The 20032-nt window shown below is 71.1% G+C and carries 17 protein-coding genes and 1 pseudogene; 10 read left to right on the top strand and 8 right to left on the bottom strand.

Features of this window, described 5'->3' with window-relative positions; translation table 11 throughout:
- Positions 1 to 91: 91 nt before the first annotated feature.
- Positions 92 to 1105, top strand: a pseudogene (locus tag ACZ7IB_RS29015) (sensor histidine kinase); the annotation flags it as partial.
- A gap of 25 nt (positions 1106 to 1130) precedes the next feature.
- On the opposite strand, the gene ACZ7IB_RS29010 reads toward ACZ7IB_RS29015, so the two are convergent.
- Positions 1131 to 1886, bottom strand: coding sequence for an SIS domain-containing protein (locus ACZ7IB_RS29010; protein ID WP_470916749.1), 756 nt, complete (start codon positions 1884 to 1886; stop codon positions 1131 to 1133).
- A gap of 218 nt (positions 1887 to 2104) precedes the next feature.
- On the opposite strand from ACZ7IB_RS29010, the gene ACZ7IB_RS29005 reads away from it, so the two are divergent.
- Together ACZ7IB_RS29005 and ACZ7IB_RS29000 are read left to right on the top strand one after the other, a co-directional pair.
- Positions 2105 to 2797 (top strand): metal-dependent transcriptional regulator, encoded by a 693-nt coding sequence (locus ACZ7IB_RS29005; RefSeq protein ID WP_093899867.1) that lies wholly within the window; start codon positions 2105 to 2107, stop codon positions 2795 to 2797.
- A 650-nt stretch (positions 2798 to 3447) separates the two neighbouring features.
- Positions 3448 to 4341 (top strand): alpha/beta fold hydrolase, encoded by an 894-nt coding sequence (locus ACZ7IB_RS29000; RefSeq protein ID WP_470916826.1) that lies wholly within the window; start codon positions 3448 to 3450, stop codon positions 4339 to 4341.
- Between the two features lie 41 nt (positions 4342 to 4382).
- Here the strand turns inward: ACZ7IB_RS29000 and ACZ7IB_RS28995 are convergent, their stop codons facing one another.
- From ACZ7IB_RS28995 to ACZ7IB_RS28985, 3 genes are read right to left on the bottom strand one after another with little or no spacing between them, the layout of a single operon-like run.
- Entirely contained in the window at positions 4383 to 6035 is a 1653-nt protein-coding gene (locus tag ACZ7IB_RS28995) for a transporter (protein ID WP_470916748.1), read from the bottom strand.
- Positions 6032 to 6871: an ABC transporter ATP-binding protein gene (locus ACZ7IB_RS28990; protein WP_470916747.1), complete on the bottom strand. Its 840-nt coding sequence runs from the start codon at positions 6869 to 6871 to the stop codon at positions 6032 to 6034. The genes ACZ7IB_RS28995 and ACZ7IB_RS28990 overlap by 4 nt, the downstream gene beginning before the upstream one ends.
- A 52-nt stretch (positions 6872 to 6923) precedes the next feature.
- Positions 6924 to 7580 (bottom strand): bifunctional DNA primase/polymerase, encoded by a 657-nt coding sequence (locus tag ACZ7IB_RS28985; protein WP_470916746.1) that lies wholly within the window; start codon positions 7578 to 7580, stop codon positions 6924 to 6926.
- Positions 7581 to 7911: 331 nt separating this feature from the next.
- Between ACZ7IB_RS28985 and ACZ7IB_RS28980 the strand changes: the two genes are divergently transcribed.
- The gene (locus tag ACZ7IB_RS28980; RefSeq protein WP_470916745.1) at positions 7912 to 9294 is read left to right on the top strand and encodes a transcriptional regulator; all 1383 of its coding nucleotides are present in this window, start codon (positions 7912 to 7914) and stop codon (positions 9292 to 9294) included.
- A 172-nt stretch (positions 9295 to 9466) separates the two neighbouring features.
- On the top strand, positions 9467 to 10888 hold the full coding sequence (locus ACZ7IB_RS28975) for a DNA polymerase III subunit gamma/tau domain-containing protein (RefSeq protein WP_470916744.1): 1422 nt from the start codon (positions 9467 to 9469) through the stop codon (positions 10886 to 10888).
- A 69-nt stretch (positions 10889 to 10957) separates the two neighbouring features.
- On the opposite strand, the gene ACZ7IB_RS28970 is transcribed toward ACZ7IB_RS28975, so the two are convergent.
- On the bottom strand, positions 10958 to 12238 hold the full coding sequence (locus ACZ7IB_RS28970) for an ABC transporter substrate-binding protein (RefSeq protein ID WP_470916825.1): 1281 nt from the start codon (positions 12236 to 12238) through the stop codon (positions 10958 to 10960).
- Positions 12239 to 12412: 174 nt separating this feature from the next.
- Between ACZ7IB_RS28970 and ACZ7IB_RS28965 the strand changes: the two genes are divergently transcribed.
- Both ACZ7IB_RS28965 and purU read left to right on the top strand, forming a co-directional pair.
- Positions 12413 to 12859 (top strand): SCO4402 family protein, encoded by a 447-nt coding sequence (locus ACZ7IB_RS28965; protein ID WP_470916824.1) that lies wholly within the window; start codon positions 12413 to 12415, stop codon positions 12857 to 12859.
- Between the two features lie 28 nt (positions 12860 to 12887).
- Complete coding sequence (purU, locus tag ACZ7IB_RS28960; protein ID WP_470916743.1) at positions 12888 to 13766, top strand: formyltetrahydrofolate deformylase; 879 nt, start codon at positions 12888 to 12890, stop codon at positions 13764 to 13766.
- A gap of 32 nt (positions 13767 to 13798) precedes the next feature.
- On the opposite strand, the gene ACZ7IB_RS28955 is transcribed toward purU, so the two are convergent.
- Positions 13799 to 15166, bottom strand: coding sequence for a zf-HC2 domain-containing protein (locus tag ACZ7IB_RS28955; protein WP_470916742.1), 1368 nt, complete (start codon positions 15164 to 15166; stop codon positions 13799 to 13801).
- On the bottom strand, positions 15163 to 15753 hold the full coding sequence (locus ACZ7IB_RS28950; protein ID WP_470916741.1) for an RNA polymerase sigma factor: 591 nt from the start codon (positions 15751 to 15753) through the stop codon (positions 15163 to 15165). Before ACZ7IB_RS28950 ends, ACZ7IB_RS28955 begins: the two co-directional genes overlap by 4 nt.
- Positions 15754 to 16087: 334 nt before the next feature.
- On the opposite strand from ACZ7IB_RS28950, the gene ACZ7IB_RS28945 reads away from it, so the two are divergent.
- Positions 16088 to 16456: an STAS domain-containing protein gene (locus ACZ7IB_RS28945; protein ID WP_327278089.1), complete on the top strand. Its 369-nt coding sequence runs from the start codon at positions 16088 to 16090 to the stop codon at positions 16454 to 16456.
- 80 nt (positions 16457 to 16536) lie between these two features.
- The gene (locus ACZ7IB_RS28940; protein ID WP_470916740.1) at positions 16537 to 17058 is read left to right on the top strand and encodes an EF-hand domain-containing protein; all 522 of its coding nucleotides are present in this window, start codon (positions 16537 to 16539) and stop codon (positions 17056 to 17058) included.
- Positions 17059 to 17084: 26 nt separating this feature from the next.
- Here the strand turns inward: ACZ7IB_RS28940 and ACZ7IB_RS28935 are convergent, their stop codons facing one another.
- Positions 17085 to 18680, bottom strand: coding sequence for a class I adenylate-forming enzyme family protein (locus ACZ7IB_RS28935; RefSeq protein WP_470916739.1), 1596 nt, complete (start codon positions 18678 to 18680; stop codon positions 17085 to 17087).
- A 155-nt stretch (positions 18681 to 18835) separates the two neighbouring features.
- Between ACZ7IB_RS28935 and ACZ7IB_RS28930 the strand changes: the two genes are divergently transcribed.
- Positions 18836 to 20029, top strand: a complete 1194-nt coding sequence (locus tag ACZ7IB_RS28930; RefSeq protein WP_470916738.1) for an amidohydrolase family protein — start codon at positions 18836 to 18838, stop codon at positions 20027 to 20029.
- Positions 20030 to 20032 lie beyond the last annotated feature (3 nt).

Below are 20032 nucleotides of genomic sequence, written 5' to 3'. Positions count from 1 at the left end.
CCTCCCTCGTCGCGGCAGTCTCTCCCGTCCCGTTGTACGCGGTGTGGGCACCCTGCCCCCCCCCCCCCCCCCCCCCGCCTCCGCCGTCCGGTCGGGCGTGGCCACCGCGCCCGCGCTGCCGACGTCGGACTGGGCGCAGACCGTGGTCATGGAACCCGGGCAGTACGCGGTGGCGAAGAGGGTCACCACCGCGGCCGGGGACGCCGCGCTCAACCAGCTGCTGACGGTCTCCGGGGTCTCCCTCGCCGTCTACTCGGCGCTCTCCGTCGCGCTCGCCTGGTGGATGGCGGGCCGGGTGCTGCGGCCGGTCGGCGTCATCACCGCCCGCGCCCGCCGGCTCTCCGGCAGCAACCTGCACGAACGCCTCGCGCTGAAGGCCCCGCCCGGTGAGCTCAAGGAGCTGGCCGACACCTTCGACGGGATGCTCGACCGGATCGAGGAGCTGGTCGCCGCCCGGCAGAGGTTCGCCGCCAACGCCGCCCACGAGCTGCGCACCCCGCTCGCCGTGCAGCGGGCCGCAGCCGAGATCGGCCTCGCCGACGACCCGCCGCCCGAGAAGGTCGCCTGGATCCGGGACAAGCTCATCGACACCGCCGCCGACAGCGAGCAGCTCATCGAGGGACTGCTGCTCCTCGCGGTCTCCGACGAGGGCCTGCGACGGCGCGAACGGGTCGGCCTGGACGCGACCGCGGCCACGGTGACCGAGGCGCTGGAGGCGGAGGCGAAGGAACGGTCCATCACCGTCGAGGCGCAGGCCCGGCCGGTGTCGGTCGAGGGCGACCCGGTCCTGCTGGACCACCTCGTGCACAACCTGGTCGCCAACGCGCTGCGCCACAACCACCCCGGCGGGACGGTACGGGTCCGGGTGGGGCCGGGCGGTCTCGAGGTCGCCAACACCGGGCCGGTGGTGGACCCGGCGACCGTGCCGCTGCTGTTCGAACCGTTCCGCCGGGCGCAGGCCCGCCGCCACGCTCCCGGTGAGGGGGCCGGTCTGGGGCTCTCCATCGTGGCGTCGATCGCGAGGGCGCACGGCGGCGAGGCGAGTGCGACGGCGAACCCGGGCGGCGGACTGACGGTCCGGGTCGTGCTGCCGACGTGCCCGTAGCGGGGCGGCCGGTGGCCCGGCGCGATCAGTGGCGGTAGAAGATCCGGTCCCGGTACTCCGTCATGACGCGCCCGTTCCACTCGTGACCGCCGTCGACGTTTCCCGACCGCAGCATCGGCGGTTCGACTCCGCGCGCCACGAGCTGCTCCACCGCGGCGGCCATCATCGCCTGCATCACCGCACTGGTGACGACCGTCGACGCGGGTGCGAACGGCGCCTCGACCCCCTCGGCGGTCAGCTCCGCGTCGCCGATGGAGATCTTGCTGTCGAGCACGATGTCGCAGTGGTCCCGCAGGAAGCCGCCCGAGCTGTGCCGGGACCGGGTGCCGTCCGCGTACGCCACCGAAGTGACGCCGATGACCTTCAGGCCGAGCGCCCGCGCATTCATCGCCATCTCCACCGGAAGCGCGTTGCGCCCGGAGAGCGAGATGATCACGAGGACGTCGCCCGCCTTCGCGGGGCTGGAGTCGAGCACCGCGCCCGCCAGCCCGTTGACCCGCTCCAGTGCCGAGCCGAGGGGCGCCGGCATGACGTCGACGCCGACGCTCCCGGGCACGGCCAGCAGGTTCATCAGGGCGAGTCCGCCCGCCCGGTAGACGACGTCCTGCGCGGCGAGCGAGGAGTGCCCGGCGCCGAAGGCGAAGAGCCTGCCGCCCGCGGCGACGGTGTCGGCGATCGCGGCACCGGCGGCCGCGATGTTGCCGGACTCCTCGTCGCGTACGCGCTCCAGCAGACCGATCGCTGCATCGAAGAACTGGCCGGCCAGCTTGCTGTCGCTCATCGAGGAGGCCCTTTCCGGCGGGAGAAATTGTTCGTGGGGTGTCCGTGCCGCGGATCACGTTGCGGTCTGGACCAGTGGCCTGTCAATACCGCCCGCGGCGCTCCGCTGCCCAGCGTTCGGTCGGCTCGGCACGGTTGTCGGCGGTATGCGTCAGAATTGGGTCAGGGCCAGCGCGCAGCGCTTACGACGTTTTCATGTCACAGCATCGAGGGGCACGAATGTCCGGACTGATCGACACCACGGAGATGTATCTCCGCACCATCCTCGAACTCGAAGAGGAAGGCGTGGTCCCCATGCGCGCCCGGATTGCGGAACGGCTGGACCAGAGCGGTCCGACGGTCAGCCAGACGGTGGCTCGCATGGAGCGCGACGGCCTGGTGCAGGTCGCGGGCGACCGCCACCTGGAGCTGACCGACGAGGGGCGCCGCCTCGCGACCCGCGTCATGCGCAAGCACCGGCTCGCCGAGTGCCTGCTCGTCGACGTGATCGGCCTGGAGTGGGAGCAGGTCCACGCCGAGGCATGCCGCTGGGAGCATGTGATGAGCGAGGCCGTGGAGCGGCGGGTGCTGGAGCTGCTGCGCCACCCGACGGAGTCCCCGTACGGCAATCCGATCCCGGGCCTGGAGGAGCTGGGAGAGAAGGCCGAGGCCGACCCGTTCCTCGACGAGGGCATGGTGAGCCTGTCGGAGCTGGACCCGGGCGCCGAGGGCAAGACGGTGGTCGTGCGCCGGATCGGTGAGCCGATCCAGACGGACGCCCAGCTGATGTACACGCTGCGGCGGGCTGGTGTTCAGCCCGGTTCCGTGGTCAGCGTGACCCAGTCGCCCGGCGGGGTGCTGGTCGGCAGCAGTGGCGAGGCGGCGGAGCTGGACGCCGAGATCGCCTCGCATGTGTTCGTGGCCAAGCGGTGACGGGCGCCGCCGACCGGGTGCCGGCAGGGCGCTGAAGCTTAACGTCCGCATTCCGTTTTTCCGCCCGGAATTGCAGCGCCGGGGCGGATCCCGTGCCAGGCTGTGGCTGAGGCATACCTGAGAGTGTCGGCCACCTGGTCGCGCAGTCGGGGAGGGAGCAGGCGCATGCGCCCGTTGTACTGGCATGTCCGGCATGTCCGGCACGCGCACCGGGAGGTCGCTGCCGCTGTCCCGGCCGCCCACGATCCACGCCCGGCCGCCTGCGGATCGTGCCCGGCCGCCCATGAAGCCAGTGCCGCCGCCCGTGAAGGCGTTTTGGCGCCGGCCGTTTCCCGAGCGACCGCTCCCCGAACGGCAGAGGGCCCCGGCGCCTTGCGGCGCCGGGGCCTGCCCTCCCCTGTTTCGACCTGGAGCCCCGAGCTCTCAAGGTCGATCCCCACGGGCCCTCATCCCCGAGTGGCCCGCCTCCCGGAGAAGGTCTCCCCTTCGCGGCCGCCGTCAATCCTCGGAGCCGGTCACTCGAACGAGGGGTGTTGGATGCCGGAGCCCGGTTTTCGAATAGAGGTTCGATAGTCTGGCGTGACGCGACCACACGGTGATCGAGCGGTGATCAAGCGGTGATCGAGGACCAGAAGGGGGTGCCAGAACATATGGTGCGGCGCATCGATGTGACCGGGACCGACGGCGTACGCCTCGCGGCCTGGGAGTTCGCCGACCCGCCCAAAGGGCGCACGGAGGGCGAACACGCCCCCGGGGTCTTATTGCTCCACGGTTTGATGGGCCGGGCCTCCCATTGGGCCTCGACCACCCGCTGGCTCGCCGAGCGGCACCGCGCCGTCGGCCTCGACCAGCGAGGGCACGGCCGCAGCGAGAAGCCGGCCGAAGGCCCGTACACCCGTGACGCGTACGTCGCCGACGCCGAGGCGGCGATCGAACAGCTCGGCCTCGCCCCCGTCACCCTCGTCGGGCATTCGATGGGAGCGCTCACCGCCTGGCAGCTCGCCGCGAAGCGCCCCGATCTCGTCCGGGCCCTGGTCATCTGCGACATGCGGGCCTCCGCGCTCGGGGCGGCCTCGCAGCGGGAGTGGGAGGACTGGTTCAAGTCCTGGCCGGTGCCGTTCGCGACGCTCTCCGACGTACGGAAGTGGTTCGGCGAGGACGACCCCTGGGTGGAGCGGCCCAACCCCGCCCGCGGTGAATTCTTCGCCGAGGTGATGGCCGAGCGGGCCGACGGCTGGCGCCCCGTCTTCTCCCGTCGCCAGATGCTCCAGTCCCGCGCGACGTGGGTGTTCGACGCGCACTGGGAGGAGCTGGCACAGGTCCGGTGCCCGACCCTGGTGCTCCGCGGCCTCGACGGCGAGCTGGGCCGGGCGGAGGCCCAGGAGATGGTCCGCGTACTGCCGCGCGGGCAGTACGCGGAGGTGGCCGACGCCGGCCATCTCATCCACTACGACCAGCCGGAGGGCTGGCGAGCAGCGGTCGAACCCTTCCTGGAGCAGTTCGCCGAGGACCCCCAGGACGACCGCGAGCCTGTCTCCCCTTGAGACCGACCGGCAAAGAGAGACAGGCCCTGCGGAGGAAGCTCTCAGCCCTTGCTGACCGCCGCCAGGATCTCCGGGAGCCGGTTCGCCGTTCGGGGAGCGGCGAGCCGTAGCCCCGCCCAGGAGATCAGCGCCCCGTACACCGCCCCCGCGGGCAGCAGCAGCCACAGCCACTGCTCCATGTCGGCGACATGCAGCCAGATCGTCACCACGATCACGGGTGCGCAGAGCAGCGCCGCCGAGACCATGCCGCCGAAGATCGAGATCCAGGCGAGCCCGGCCTGCCCCGGTGCCACGTTCTTGAACGCCCCGTCCTGCGGGATCGAGTACGGGAAGTTCGCCGACGCCACCGCACCCGTCGCCAGCATCGCGCCCAGTATGGCGAACGACAGCCCCATGACCCCCGGCAGCGCGTCCCAGTCGCCGAGGACCGCTGCCGTCACCACTGTCACCACAATCGTGTACGGCAACGTGATCAGCAGCAATGCCAGTGCCCGCGCCCGCAGTTCGAGGTACGCGTCCCGGGTGGAGGAGATGGTCAGCGCCACCATCCAGAACGCGGAGGTGTCCTGCCCGAACTGGTTGTACATCTGCATGCCGAGCATCCCGGCGGCGAAGCAGGCGAAGTAGAGGGAGCCGGTGCCCTGCAACGCGTTGAGCATCGGTACGATCAGCCCGATCGCCAGCGCGGTGACCCAGGCGGCCTTCGTCTTCGGGTCGCGTGCGACGTACCGCAGACCGCGCTCCATTACCGGGCCGGTACGCCCCTGGGGCAGCAGTGCGGAGAGTTTGGAGCCGCGCTTGCCGGCCTTCTCGCGGTTCGGCTCGGCGGCCGCCAGGGTCGAACCGTCCGGGGCCGTCATCAGCTTCACCAGGCTCCGCTGCCACAGCCACAACAGCGTGAGCAGCGCCGCCACGGACAGCAGCAGCTGTACGGCGGCCTGCCCGTACGAGCCCTGCGACGCCGAGTCGACCGCCCCGATCGCCGAGGCGGGCGGCAGCCAGCGCACCACGTCCGCGACCGGTTCGAGCGCGGCGAGACCACCCGCCTGTCCCAGCCGCTGCGCACCGAAGTTGACGACCTGGAAGCCCACCGCGATCAAGAGCCCGCTGAGCACCGCGAGATCGCGGCCCTTGCGTGATGTCAGCAGCCGGGTGTTGGCCGTGGCCACGGCCCGGGTCAGCGCCACGCACAGCAGCAGCGTGAGTGGCGCGGCCACCACGGCGAACGCCGCACCGGCCGCCCCGTGTGCCACCGCGATCACCGAGCCGGCCGCCAGACAGAGCGTGAACAGCGGACCGATCCCGACCAGCGACGCCATCAGCAGCGCAGCGATCAGCGGGCGCGGCCGCAACGGCAGCATCACCAGACGGCTCGGGTCGAGGGTTTCGTCACCGCTGGGGAAGAACAGCGGCATCACGGTCCAGCCGACCGCCAGCACGCCGGCCAGCAGGACGACGAGGGAGTCGGCATGGGCGTTCCCGCGCAGCGCGATCAGCGCGATCAGCTGGCCCGCGGCGATCAGCAGGGCGAGGACGACGGAGGTGATGTACGCGGCCCGTCGGCCGGCCGACTGTCGCAGCCCGTTGCGCAGCAGGGTCAGCTTGAGCCGTACGAAGACGGGGACGAGCCCCTCGCCGCCGCTCGTGCCGTTCCGGCCGGGGGCGGCTCCCACGGGGGCGTCGAGCACGCTCATCGGTCGCCGCCCAGCCAGTCCAGGGACTCACCGGTGGTCCGGGAGCCCGCGCCGACGAGTTCGAGGAAGGCGTTCTGCAGCGAGGACGCCTCTCCGCGCACCTGGGCCAGGGTGCCCTGGGCCCGGATCGTGCCGGCGGCCATGACGGCCACCCATTCGCAGAGGGACTCCACGAGCTCCATCACATGGCTGGAGAAGACGACGGTCGCCCCCGAGCGGGTGTACCGCTCCAGAACCTCGCGGATGGTCTGCGCCGACACCGGGTCGACGCCCTCGAACGGCTCGTCCAGGAAGAGCACTTCGGGGTTGTGCAGCAGCGCGGCGGCGAGTCCGATCTTCTTCCGCATGCCGGTCGAGTAGTCGACGACCAGCTTGTGCTGGGCGCCCGCCAGATCGAGTACATCGAGCAGCTGGGTGGCTCGTTTGTCGACCTCGGCGCCCGGCAGCCCGCGCAATCTTCCGGTGTACGCGAGGAGTTCGCGCCCCGAGAGGCGTTCGAAGAGCCGCAGCCCCTCCGGGAGCACACCGATCCTGGACTTCACCTCGACCGGGTCGCGCCACACGTCATGGCCGCCGACCTCGATCAGTCCCTGGTCGGGGCGGAGTAGTCCGGTGACCATCGAGAGAGTGGTGGTCTTGCCCGCTCCGTTGGGCCCCACCAGGCCGATGAACTTGCCTGCGGGCAGCTCCAGATCGATCCCGGCGACCGCGGTCTGTTCGCCGAACCGCTTCCACAGCCCCTGTACGCGAACGGCGGGCGGCGCCGTCGGCGCTCCGCCCGCCTCTCCCGCTTCCCCTGCCCGCACTGCTCTGTCGGTCTCTTTCCGGTCCTGCATGATGAAGCCTTTCGGTGTCCCCGTGTATGGGGACAGCTTACGAAAGGGCACCTCAGGAAAGGCGTGCTCGTGCGTCGGCTGCTTCCCTTGCACAGGCGTAGGCGAGCGGGCTGATGAGCTCCTCGGCGTCCGGCAGCCACCGGTTGGCGGATGTGGGACGGCGGGCCCACTGCACCGCCCCCCGTCCGCCGATCCGGGTCGGCGGCCCCGTCACGTAGTGTCCGTCGCCGCGGCCGACGAGGCCGATCGCTGCTGCTCGCCAGTCCAACTTACTTACCAGGGCGTCCACTTCGGTCGTCGTACCCGGCAGGACGAAGAAGAGCATCCGTCGGTCGGGGGTGCGGGTGACGGGCCCGGTCGGCACGCCCATCCGCTCCATCCGGGCCAGGGCGAGGAAGCCGGCGGACTCCGGTACGTCGATCGCGTCGAAGGTGCGACCGGTGGGCAACAGGATCGACGCCCCTGGGTGCTTGGACCACATCCGGCGGGCCGCGGCACCGCTGCCGGTCGCCTGGCCCGCCCAGTCGGGTCCGGCGGGGTGGGCGCCGGGGGAGGCGCAGCCGGCGTCGCCGCACGAGCACCGCTCGGCTCCCTCGGCCGCCTCCAGCCAGGTGCCGGGGCACACGGCCCAGTGCCGCTCCTGCGCGTACCGCACCGCGGCGTCGAGCAGTTGCTCGCCCCGTTGTCGGAGGATCTTCGTGGCTTCCATGACTCCGATGGGCTCTTCGACTCCGATGGGCTCTTCCACGAACAGCACAACTACCGCCACCACATGGGGTTACGGGCGTGGCGGGCGTGGTCACGGCTCATCGATCCGGCACGCGGGGCGCATGGATGCATGGGTGGGGGCGCGCGTGAGGCGGTGCCCGGTCGGGCGGGTAGCCGTTTAGGGGCAGCTCCGGAACGGTCGGCCTCTGTCATATGCCGACACGAATGGCAAGGAACACGACGGACGTGATGAACACGATGAATGTGTGCATTTTCCGTGTATTTGCCGGGCAGTGATCCGCTCATGGATCACTGCGGCCCCAGGGGGAAACATGGCAGCCAGGCCTCTCGTCGCCCGCCAGCCGAACGAACGGCTCCAGACGCTCATTCAGGAAGCCGGATGCTCCAACGCCGGCCTTGCCCGCCGCGTCAACATGGTCGGCGCGGAGCGCGGGCTCGATCTGCGTTACGACAAGACCTCCGTGGCCCGTTGGCTGCGTGGACAGCAACCACGCGGCAGGGCACCGGGAATCATCGCCGAGGCGCTCGGCCGCAAGCTCGGCCGTACGGTCACGATCGACGAGATCGGCATGGCCAACGGCAAGAATCTGGCGTCCGGCGTCGGCCTGCAGTTCGCCCCGACCGTGATCGGGGCGATCGAGCAGGTCTGTGAGCTGTGGCGCAGCGATGTCGGCCGCCGCGACTTCCTGTCCGGTTCGACGATCGCGTCGTCGGCGCTGGTCGAACCCAGCCGCGACTGGCTGATCACCGGCGCCGACCCGCAGGTGGCCCGGGCCGCCGGGGCCCGCGTCGGGATGTCGGACGTGGAGGCGGTACGGGCGATGACGGCCGCGCTCGTCGACCTCGACCACCGGTTCGGCAGCGGACATGTGCGGCCGGTCCTGGTGCACTACCTGAACAGCGTGGTCTCCGGGCTGCTCTCGGGGGCGTACCGCGAATCGGTCGGGCGGCAGCTGTTCGCGGCGGTCGCGCGGCTCACCGAACTCGCCGGGTACATGGCGGTCGACACGGGCCAGCCGGGGCTTGCCCAGCGCTACTACATCCAGGCGCTGCGCCTGGCTCAGGCGGCGGGCGACCGGGCGTACGGGGGTTACGTCCTGGCCGCGTCGATGAGCCACCTCGCCGCGCAGCTCGGCAATCCGCGGGAGATCGCCCAGCTGGCACGGGCCGCACAGGAGGGCGCGCGCGGGCGTGTCACCCCGAGGGCGGAGGCGATGTTCTACGCGGCGGAGGCGCGCGGACACGCCCTGCTCGGCGACGCCCGCACCTGCCAGGCGGTGACGGGCCGGGCGCTGACGGCCATGGAGAATGCCGAACCGGACACCGGGGACGACCCCGACTGGATCGCCCACTTCGACCACGCCTATCTCGCCGACGAGCTGGCGCACTGTCACCGCGACCTCGGGCAGGCGGAGGCGGCCGCGCGCCGTGCGAAGGAGTCCCTGGACGGCCACCCGGAGTCCCGGGCCCGCCGCCGCGGCATCGGCCTGGTGCTCCTCGCCACGGCCCAGGTCCAGCTGCGCGAGGTGGAGCAGGCCTGCCACACGGGCACGCGGGCGATGGAGTTGCTGGGGTCGGTGCGCTCCAGCCGGGGAGCGGAGTATCTGGACGATCTGCAGCAGCGGCTGATGCCCTATGGGGACGAGTCGGCGGTACGGGAGTTCGGGGCGCGGCTGGAGCTCCAGGCGGCGTGATCGGGGCCCGACCGGCGGAGTGTGACCGAGCGCCCCCTTAACTGCGTCTTGAGAGCGCTGGGTGTTACAGCGCCTGTGAAGGGGGGTGCGTGACATCACGCGCTTGGCGAAGGGTGGCAACCACCCGATAGCGTGGGCCGACGATTCCGTAGGTTTACACGTAGGAGTCCCGGTGACGCAGAGCGGACAGGGTGACGAGCGGCAGCTCCCTGCTGTACGGCCCGCGCACGAAGGTGTCGTGCTGCCCGCGGGTGGCGGCGAGCCCTGGATACCGGGAGGGCCCGCGGATCAGGGCGCCCCGGCGGGCGGCCAGCCGTGGGGGCAGCCCTGGGGGCCGCCGGCGGCGCACCAGGACGCCTCGTCGCAGCCACAGCCACAGCCACATGCTCAGGGGCACGGGGCGTACGGGCAGGGGCAGTACGGTCAGGGGCAGCCGGCGCAGGCGTACGGACAGCCGCAGGCCCAGCCGCTGCCTCCCGCACAGCCCCATCAGCCCCAGCAGTCGTACGCCCAGCCGTTGCCGCCCGAGGCCGTGCCCGGCATGGGCATGAGCGGGGACGCGGATGCCACGCAGTACATCGCGCCGGTGCCCGCCGGGCCCGCGCCGGGCGGGCTGCCGCCGGAGAGCCCGGCGGAGGCCACCCAGTTCCTCGACCATGGAGCGCCGCAGCCGCAGACGTACCAGCAGCCCCAGGCGCCTGCGCACGGCGGCGACGCCGAAGCGACCCAGTTCATCCCGCCGGTTCCCGGTGGCGCCCCGTACGGCATCAGGCCCGGGACCCCCGGCGAGCGGCAGCCTCCCGCCGAGTTCGACAACCTGTTCCGCAACGACGGGCCCGCGGGCGCCACCCAGCAGATGCCCCGGTTCGACCCCGCGCAGCAGCACCAGGGCGCCCATCAGCCCCCGCAGGCCCAGTACCAGCCCGTGGACGAGGGTCCGCAGGGGCGGACCGGGCAGCCCAAGAAGCGGGCGCACGTCACGCTCATCGCTGCGGTCGTCGCCGGCTGCGCCGTCGTCGGCCTCGGCGCGGGCGCGTTGATGAGCGGTGGCGACGACAAGGGCGCGGACGACAAGCAGCCGGTGGCCGCCGCCAGTTCATCCGCCGACCAGCCCTCCACGCAGGCCGCGGCCGATCCGGCGAAGCCGCAGGCCGAGGCGCTGGACAAGTTGCTGGCGGACAGCAACAACAGTCGTGCCGCGGTCGTCGGGGCCGTCGAGAAGACCAAGAGCTGCACCGACCTGGACCAGGCCGTGACCGATCTCAAGGGCGCTGCCCAGCAGCGCCGTGACCTGGTGACCCGGCTCCAGGGGCTGACCGTCGACAAGCTGCCGGGCCACGAGCGGCTGACCGCCTCCCTCACCAAGGCCTGGCAGGCGTCCGCCGCCGCCGACGAGCACTATGCCGCGTGGGCGGGCCAGGCCAAGGACGGCAAGAAGGCCTGCAAGCACGGCAAGGCCCGTACGACCTCCGAGACGCAGCAGGCCACTGCGAAGAGCGCCGAGGCGAGCAAGGCGAAGCAGGAGGCGTCGGGGCTGTGGAACTCGATCGCGTCGAAGTACGGGCTGACCCGGCGGGCGGCGACCGAGCTCTGACCCGAGGCTCGGTATCAGGCCCTTCCGGTGATTGAGGAGCGGGGGTCCGGGGGCATGGCCCCCGGTACCTCACCCCTTCGCGCTCGCATCCGACAGGGTCTTCGTCACGTCCACGAACCCCTTCTTGTCCGCGACGAGCCGCCCGTCACGCACCACCTGAAACGTCACCCTGGTGTTCACGACGCGCGGATACGCGGACGAGCCGAGCATGTCCTCGAAGCGCCAGCGCAGCACCGGCGTGAGACCGCCGGTGTCGACGGGGGTGCCGTGGTTGAGGGCGGAGGCGAGTTTCCCGGCGGTGATCTTCGGGGCGTCGATCGACTTCACGAGTTCGTTCAGCGCGGTGTACGCGACCCATGTGGTCTGGACGCCCGTGTCGTCCGGGTCGATCCGGTTGTCGCCGAAGGCGTGCTTATGGATCACCTCCCGCATCGGGTCCCAGCGGGCGTCGCCCGGCTCCGGGTACCAGCCGGTGACGTACGCCCCCTCGAACGGGCTGTTCCGGCCGCCGGTGCTGTTGATCAGTGGCTGCCCGACACTGCCGAGGACGGACGAGATCCGTACGTTCCCGTACGACGGCCCGAGCCGGCGGAAGGAGTCGAAGAACGTCTCCGTACGCTCCCCGAGCACGCTCGTGACACAGCCGCCGCTCGTCCCCGCCGCCCGGAGCGCCCGCCCGGCGGCCTCGTCGTACGAAGTGGCCGACTCCGCCGCCCGGATGTCGGCGGGCTCGGGCCGACGGGCCTCGGTGAGTCCGGTCTTGAGGAGCCAGGCCTGGCCGTCGCCGGCCAGGGTGTCGGGCCGTACCACGGACACCCGCTCGCAACTGCGGGCGAGCTGCTGGGCGTTGCCCGCGAGCAGCGCCGGCTGGCCGCCGTTGACGGGGTAGGAGACGTAGCTGCTGAACTCTTCGTCGGACGCCCCGTAGCCGCCGATGTAGGGGATTCCGGCGGTCTCCAGCGGCGCCATGAACGAGGACCCGTGCCGGCTGTACGAGCCGACGACCGCCACCGCCTGCTCCTTGACGGCCAGCCGGGCGCAGTCTGCCGCGCCGATCGAGGTGTCCTGCTCGTCGCAGGTGACGACGCGCAGCCTGTGTCCGTCGAGCCCGCCGCTGTTGTTGACCCAGCGGGCGTACGTGCGCGCCATGGCGGTCATGCCCGCCATGTTCACCGTGTCCGGGCCCGTGGCGCCGCCCGGGGCCCACGTCACGACGGTGAGGGGCTCCCTGGAGTCCCCCGAGGCCCCAGGGAGCGCACCGCAGCCGGTGACCAGCAACGCCCCGACCGCCGCCGTACTTGTGAGGAGCTTGTAGGGGCGGGGGGAGGTGAGGCGTCGCCGTCCGGTCATGGGCATGGACATTTCCGCCCGTGGGGTAACGCCGCTGTGTGCTCCGCACAACGCTCGGTGACATCCAGGTGAATTACGGGGGCCTGTGCGGGGAGCCGGGAAGGGAACGTACGATCGACAACCGTGCAGCAAGGTTCGGAGAACACTTCCCGTCGCGGCCGTCGCTCCTCCACCATGGGCGGCATGCCGCTGAATGACATGCCTTGGTGGCGCTGGCGCAGCAACGTGCGCTCGGCGCTGCACATGCTCTCCGACCCCGTCTTCCACCATGAGTGCTGGCTGGCCGGCCAGGAAGGGTACGGCGACGTCACCGACGCCGTGTACCGCCTGGTCGAGGACACCTGGCTGGACAACTGGTCCGCCGAGAAATACGTCGGGACGATCTTCCGGGACTCCGGCGAGGCCGCCCTCGTCGACGTCGCCGTGCTCCGGGTGCTGCGCATCATGCACCAGGTCGGCGCGGACGCCCCCGTGTCGGCGTATCTGGAGCACCACGGCTGGCCGGAGGCCGTACGGGCCGCCCGTGAGGCCCATGTGCTGCTCGCCACCAACGACGGCGACGACCCGGATGCCCCGCCGCGCTCCCTGGATGTGCTCCGCATCATGACCAGGACGGCCTGACAGCGCTCCGGTGTGGCACGCTACGGGGATGACCGTGCCGCAGCCTGCTGAGACCACCCCGGACCAGTACGTCCTCACACTCTCCTGCCCGGACAAAAAAGGCATCGTGCACGCCGTGTCGAGCTATCTCTTCATGACCGGCTGCAATATCGAGGACAGTCAGCAGTTCGGCGACCACGACACGGGTCTGTTCTTCATGCGCGTCCACTTCTCGGCGCACAGCCCGGTGACCGTGGAGAAGCTGCGGGCCAGCTTCGCCGCGATCGGCGACTCCTTCCGGATGGACTGGCAGATCCACCGCTCCTCGGAGCGGATGCGGGTCGTGCTGATGGTCAGCAAGTTCGGGCACTGCCTCAACGACCTGCTGTTCCGCTCCCGGATCGGGGCGCTGCCGGTCGAGATCGCCGCCGTCGTCTCCAACCACACGGACTTCGCCGAACTCGTCGCCTCGTACGACGTTCCCTTCCGGCACATCCCGGTGACCAAGGAGAACAAGGCCGCCGCGGAGGCGGAGCTGCTGGATCTGGTCCGCGAGGAGAACGTGGAACTGGTCGTCCTCGCCCGCTACATGCAGGTCCTCTCGGACGATCTGTGCAAGCAGCTGAGCGGCCGGATCATCAACATCCACCACTCCTTCCTGCCGAGCTTCAAGGGCGCGAAGCCGTACCACCAGGCGCACGCCCGTGGTGTGAAGCTGATCGGTGCGACGGCGCACTATGTGACGGCCGATCTCGACGAGGGGCCGATCATCGAGCAGGAGGTCGAGCGGGTGGGCCACGGCGTCACGCCGGACCAGCTGGTCGCCATCGGCCGCGATGTGGAGTGCCAGGCGCTGGCGCGGGCGGTGAAGTGGCATGCGGAGCGCCGCATTCTGCTCAACGGCCGCCGCACGGTGATCTTCTCGTAGGACGGGCCGGGCGGGGACTTTGCGGGCCCGGCCTAGAGCCGGCTCAGCGACGCGGCCGCGAACAGTACGTCGCGGATCGCCTCGCGGTCGCCCTCCTGACCGGCCGCAGCCTCCTCCGGCGGCACATGCCCGGCCACCAGCTGGCAGAACTCGACGCTGTCCAGCGCGACCTGCGCCACCGCGTGCGCGGGCGAGCCGACCGCGGCCGGGGAGTCCAGCGGGATGTACCAGTCACCGCCGCCCGAGCCCTCGACCTCCAGATGCAGCGAACGGCCCGGTGAACCGGCCGTCACCAGATGGCGGGCCGGGCCGGCCAGCCCCGACCGGCGGCGCTCGGCAAGAGCCGCCGGAAGGAGCCGGGCCGCCAGGTCGATCATCCGGTTGAGATGGGCGGCCGACGGCGCCTCGTACGGATAGTCCACCGCATCCGCGATGTCGCCGCCGTGCACCCAGCATTCGAAGGCCCGGTCCAGCAGCGAGTCGTGCATCGGAAGGGCGAAGTCCCCGTACGAGACGGAGAGTTCGGCGACTTTCCGACCGGCGAAGGACACCGTGCGGATGAGGGCGTGGCTCTGCTCGCGCCATGGCTCGCGGATCGCACGGGTGAGTGGCCGCCGGGCCCCCGACCAGTACTTCTCCGTTCGTGCGCCGGGCGAGAGCGGCCAGTCGACGCCCCGGCCCAGGGCGCCGTCGCCGAGCGGTACATCGATGCCGAGGGCGGTGCCGACCAGCCCGTCGACGGTCATGAGGTGGCCGATGACGCCCGCGACCGTCGTCTTGCGATTGACCGCCTGCTCGCCCTCGAACCACTTCAGGCGTACCGGGGCGTGCCACTCCGAGCCGCCGATGTCACGCAGCAGCGCGTCGAGCCGCGCGGTCTCCGCGTCGTACGGGGCGGCCCAGTCCGGCACCGGGATGTCGGCCGGACGGCGGCTCAGACAGGTGTCGATCACCCGGGAACGCAGCGGCGGATCGAGATCCAGACTGCGGTCGGTCTGCAGCAGGCCGACCGCGTCGCGCAGTCGCAGGGCCTCGTCCGCACACGCGGCGCACACGGTCAGGTGCGCCTCGACGGCCTCGGTCTCCTCCGCCGAGCAGGCGGCCAGGGCCCAGGCGCCGAGGAGGGCCTTGAGGACGCGATGGGGCAGCACCGGCGCCGGTGCGCCGGGCGGGTCCGAAGGGTCCGGTGGTGCCACGGCGGATTCCGGTTTTGGTGTCTGCGGTTGCGGGGCCGGCCGCGGCTCCTCGGGCTCGGTCGCGGGCACGGGCGGCGGCAGGAGGAAGGCGTCGAGGTCGAAGTCGTCCGCGGCGGCCCGGGGTCCCGGTATGCGCGGCGCGCCCCGCAACTCGTCGTAGCGTCCGTCCCCCTCGTGTCCGTTCGAGTCGTCGTCACCCGTCACAGCGGCCGTCCGTATCCGGGCGGCGACGCCCCCTCCAGAGGGCGGGTGTGCGCGGTGGAGAGCAGTTGCAGCCCGAGCCGCAGCCGGCGGCGGGCCTCGTCCTCGGTGACCCCGAGGTCGGCCGCCGTCTGCCGGTAGTCCCGGCGCTGGATGTACGCGAGCTCCAGTGCGGCCCGTAGCGGGGCGGGCATGGACGCCACGATGTAGTCGGCGCGGGCCGCGGCCGTGGCCCGGCGCACCCGCTCCTCCAGATCGGCGCGGGCCGCGGCCCCGGTCTCCTCGTCCGTACCGCCCGGGAGGCTGTCCTCCTCGCGCAGCCGCCGTACGGACTGGCGGTGCGTGAGCCGGGCCACCCAGGACCGCATCGAGCCCTGCTTCGGGTCGTACGCGTCCGGGTTCTCCCACACGTAGCCGAAGACCTCGCGAGTCACCAGATCGGCGGCGGTCTCGTCGTCGAGCATCCGGTGGGCCTGGCTGTGCACGAGCGAGGCGAACCGGTCGTAGAGCTCGCCGAGAGCAGCCGCCTCACCGCGCGTCAGCCGCTGCTGCATCTTGCGGTCCCAGCGGGGTGGTGCGTTCTTCGACATACGACCCCCAGCCCTGTTCCCCTCGTCACATCGAATGTAGTCCGCGGCACCGACGATGCACGCCCTTTGCGGCAAGTACGCCCCTGATGAGGCCCGGGATGATAGGGAATGCGCCATCCACCGACGACGGTCCCGATTGCGTCCTGCCGCGCGGCTCGGTGTTTCATGGGGCTGCGGCGGGGGCAGCCGCGAGGAGGAACGGAAACTTCCGGAACGTCGGAATCCCCGCAACGAGAGGCCCAGTCGCGTGAGGAATCCTTGCCCTCGTGGAAACCATCCACCGGCTGCAACCACCCACGCCCCCCGGCTCACCCAGGAACGTTCCCGGACGCCACTGAAAGTGGCCGAGACCGTGCAGGGCGACTGGACCGTGCTGCGCATACGGGGCGAACTGGATCTGGTGACGTCGCCCGTCGTGCGCCAGTGTGTCCATGACGCGGTCGCCGTCGGCCGCCACGATGTGGTGCTCGACCTCTCCGAGGTCCTGTTCTGCGATTCCAGTGGCGTCGGCGTACTGATCGCGGCCCGCCGTCTGATGCGTTCCTGCGGCGGCCGGCTGCGGCTGATCCTGCCGGCCCGCGGTGCGGAAGAGGGTTCCCACGTCAACCGGGTGCTCGCCGCCCTCGGCGTACGCCGTCTCTTCGACGTCTACCCCGACCGGTACGCGGCCGTCGACGACGAGGCCCGGCCGCTCTCGGCGTGAAGCCGGTCCATGACCAGGTTGTAACACCGGTGGCGCGCGTAAGTGACACCTGACGCCTGTCGGCGCCGTAGGCTCCCCGCATGGACAGCGCAGAGTATGAGCGCAAGATCGCCCGACGCTTCGCCGCCTTCGACCAGGACGGCAGCGGATACATCGATCGCGCGGATTTCAGTGCCGCCGCGGCCCGTCTGCTCACCGAGTTCGGTACGACGGCCCGCTCTGACAAGGGCCAGGCGCTCTACACCGGGGCCGAGGCCTTCTGGCAGGGCATGGCGGGCATCGCCGACGTCGACGGGGACCAGCGCGTCACCCGTGAGGAGTTCGTGGGCGGGGCCGTGAAACGGCTGCGCGACAACCCGGAGCGCTTCGCGGAGATCGCCCGCCCCTTCCTGCACGCCGCGCTCGCCGTGGCGGACCAGGACAACGAGGGCGCGGCCTCCGTACCCGCTGTGGAGCGTGCACTGAAGGTGCTGGGCGCGAGCGCGGAGACGGCGGCTTTCGCGGCGCGGAACCTGGACGCGGACCAGGACGGCAAGGTCGGCGAGAACGAGGCGGTGGCGGCGTTCGCCGCCTATTTCACGGTGATCGCCCCGGACGTGTAGCCGGTCGGTCCGGCGGCCGATCGTCCTCAATCGGCGGACGGGCCCATGAGATGCGCTCGAACGCCGGGCGGGCCTGGGGCGGAGAACCGCTCCCGCAGGCGGTACTTCAGTACCTTCCGCAGCGCCTCGTTGCGCGGCAGCGCCGCCACCACCTCCAGCTGTTCCGGCAGTTTGTGCACGGAGAGGCCCTCCGCCCGCAGGTAGCCGGTGATTTCCGGCAGGGTCAGGGGGGCGGCGCCCGCCGGCTGTTCCACGACCGCGCAGACGCGTTCGCCGCGCTCCGGGTCCGGAAGCCCGATCACCGCCACGTCCCCGACGCCCGGGTGCCGGTGCAGCAGGTCCTCTATCTCCTTGGCGGAGATGTTCTCGCCCTTGCGGATGATGATGTCCTTCAGCCGCCCGGTGAGCACCAGATGCCCGCTCGCCTCGACATGGCCGACATCGCCGGTGACCAGGAACCCGTCCGCGTCGAAGGCCGCCGCTGACGCCTCGGGGTTCAGATAGCCCTTGCAGACGGCCTCCCCGCGGAGCCGTACCTCGCCGTCCGTGCCGTACGGCAGTGGCTTGCCGTCCTCGTCGGTGATCCGTATCTCCATGCCCTCGGGCGGGCGCCCCTCCGTCTCGGCGAGGTGTTCCGTCGTGTCGTCGGGGGCGCCCATCGTGATCATGGGGACCTCGGTCATGCCGTACCCGTGGGTGAGCTGGATGCCCATCTCCCGTACCACCGCGTGGTAGATCTCCGGCGGTTTCGGCGCCCCGCCGCCCGCCAGCAGCCGCAGGGTGGGGATCAGCTTCCGGTCCGGGGCCTTGCGCTGTTCGGTCAGGAACATCGAGTAGAACGCCGTGGACCCGCCCGCGACCGTCACCCCGTGGCGCCGGTAGCCCTCCAGCGCGTCCGGCATCGCGAAGTGCTCGAAGAGGACCGCCGGGAAGCCGTACAGCAGCAGCATCACCGCATAGTCCGGCCCGCCGACGTGGGCGAACGGGAAGGACACCGAACCGATGTCGTCCGCCGACAGACGCAGCGCGTGGGCCAGGCAGGAGCCGCCCGCGATCAGGCTGCGGTCGGTGTGGAGGACCCCCTTCGGGTCGGAGGTGGTGCCCGAGGTCCAGTAGATCCAGCGCACCGCCGTCCCGTCGGCGGGTGGTGGCGGCAGTACGGACGGGTCACCGTCCGGCAGCGACGCGTACGCCTCGAAGACCAGCGGCGGGTGCTCGGCCTCCGCGGCCAGCCGGTGCGCCATCGCCGTGTGGTCGAAGCCGCGCCAGGCGCCCGGCACGGCGAAGAAGCCGGCCTTCGATTCGCGCAGCGCGAACCCCGCCTCGCGGTCCCGGTAGAACGGGATGACGGGCGACTGCACGGCCCCGATCCGGGTGAGGGCGAAGGAGAGCAGCACCGTCTCGATCCGGGTCGGCAGCTGCCAGGCGACGACGCTGCCGGGGCGCACGCCCATCCCCCACAGCCCCGCGGCGACCCGCTCGCAGCGGCTGCGCAGCTCGCCGAAGGTGAGGGTGCGGTCGTCCTGGATCAGGACGGGGCGGTCCGGGGTCAGTGCGGCCCGGCGTTCGATGAGTTCCCAGAAGGTGCCCGATGCGCCCAGGGCGTGTGCGGTCTCGTTCACTGCGTTCCCCGTTCCCTCGTAACTGACGGGTAGTCAGATCGTGCCGAGAGCGTAGAGCGCCGTGCCTTGTCGGTCCAGGGGTGCGGGGCTAACCTGTGCCGAAACTGAATCTGACGAACCATCAGATACTTTCAGTGTGCGCCGAAGGGGACACCATGACGGAACTGCCTCGGATCGTCAGCGTCGACGACCATGTGATCGAGCCGCCGCACCTCTTCTCGACCTGGCTGCCCGCCAAATACCGCGAGCGCGGCCCGCAGCCGCTCACCGCGGGCATCGGCGAGCTGGCGTACACAGGGGGCAAGTACGTCATCACGATGGACCCGGACGGGCCGCCGACCGACTGGTGGATCTACGAGGACCTCAAGTTCCCGTACAAGCGGAACATCGCCGCCGTCGGCTTCGACCGCGACGACATGACGCTGGAGGGGATCACCCGGGCCGAGATGCGGCCCGGCTGCTGGGACCCGGCCGAGCGCCTCAAGGACATGGACCTCAACCATGTCGAGGCGAGCCTCTGCTTCCCCACCTTCCCGCGCTTCTGCGGCCAGACCTTCGCCGAGGCGCACGACAAAGAAGTGGCGCTCGCCTGCGTCCGCGCCTACAACGACTGGATGGTGGAGGAGTGGTGCGGCGACAGCGGCGGCCGGCTCATCCCGCTCTGCATCATCCCGCTCTGGGACATCGACCTGGCGGTGGCGGAGGTCAAGCGGAACGCGGCGCGCGGGGTGCGGGCGGTGACCTTCTCCGAGATCCCCACCTACCTCGGGCTGCCGTCGATCCACACCGGCTACTGGGACCCGTTCTTCGCGGTCTGCCAGGAGACCGGCACGGTCGTCAACATGCACATCGGGTCCAGCTCGCAGATGCCCGCCGCCTCGCCCGACGCCCCGCCCGCCGTACAGGCCAGCCTCTCCTTCAACAACGCCATGGCCTCGATGATGGACTTCCTGTTCAGCGGGGTGCTGGTGAAGTTCCCACGGCTGAAGCTCGCCTACAGCGAGGGCCAGATGGGCTGGATCCCGTACGCCCTGGAACGCGCCGACGACGTCTGGGAGGAGCACCGGGCCTGGGGCGGGGTGCGCGATCTGATTCCCGAGCCGCCGTCCACGTACTACTACCGGCAGATGTTCTGCTGCTTCTTCCGCGACAAGCACGGCGTCGCCTCGCTCGATGTGGTGGGACGGGACAACGCCACCTTCGAGACCGACTACCCGCACGTCGACTCGACCTTCCCGCACACCAAGGAGGTCGCCCTCGACCACGTCGAGGGACTGGACGACGAGACCGTCTACAAACTGATGCGCGGAAACGCGATCCGGATGCTCGATCTGGACCTGGACAAGTAGGCG

The organism is Streptomyces sp. NPDC037301, assembly GCF_055602785.1.
The sequence above is the reverse complement of the archived record's forward strand: the minus strand, read 5'-3'. Positions and strand labels throughout refer to the sequence as shown.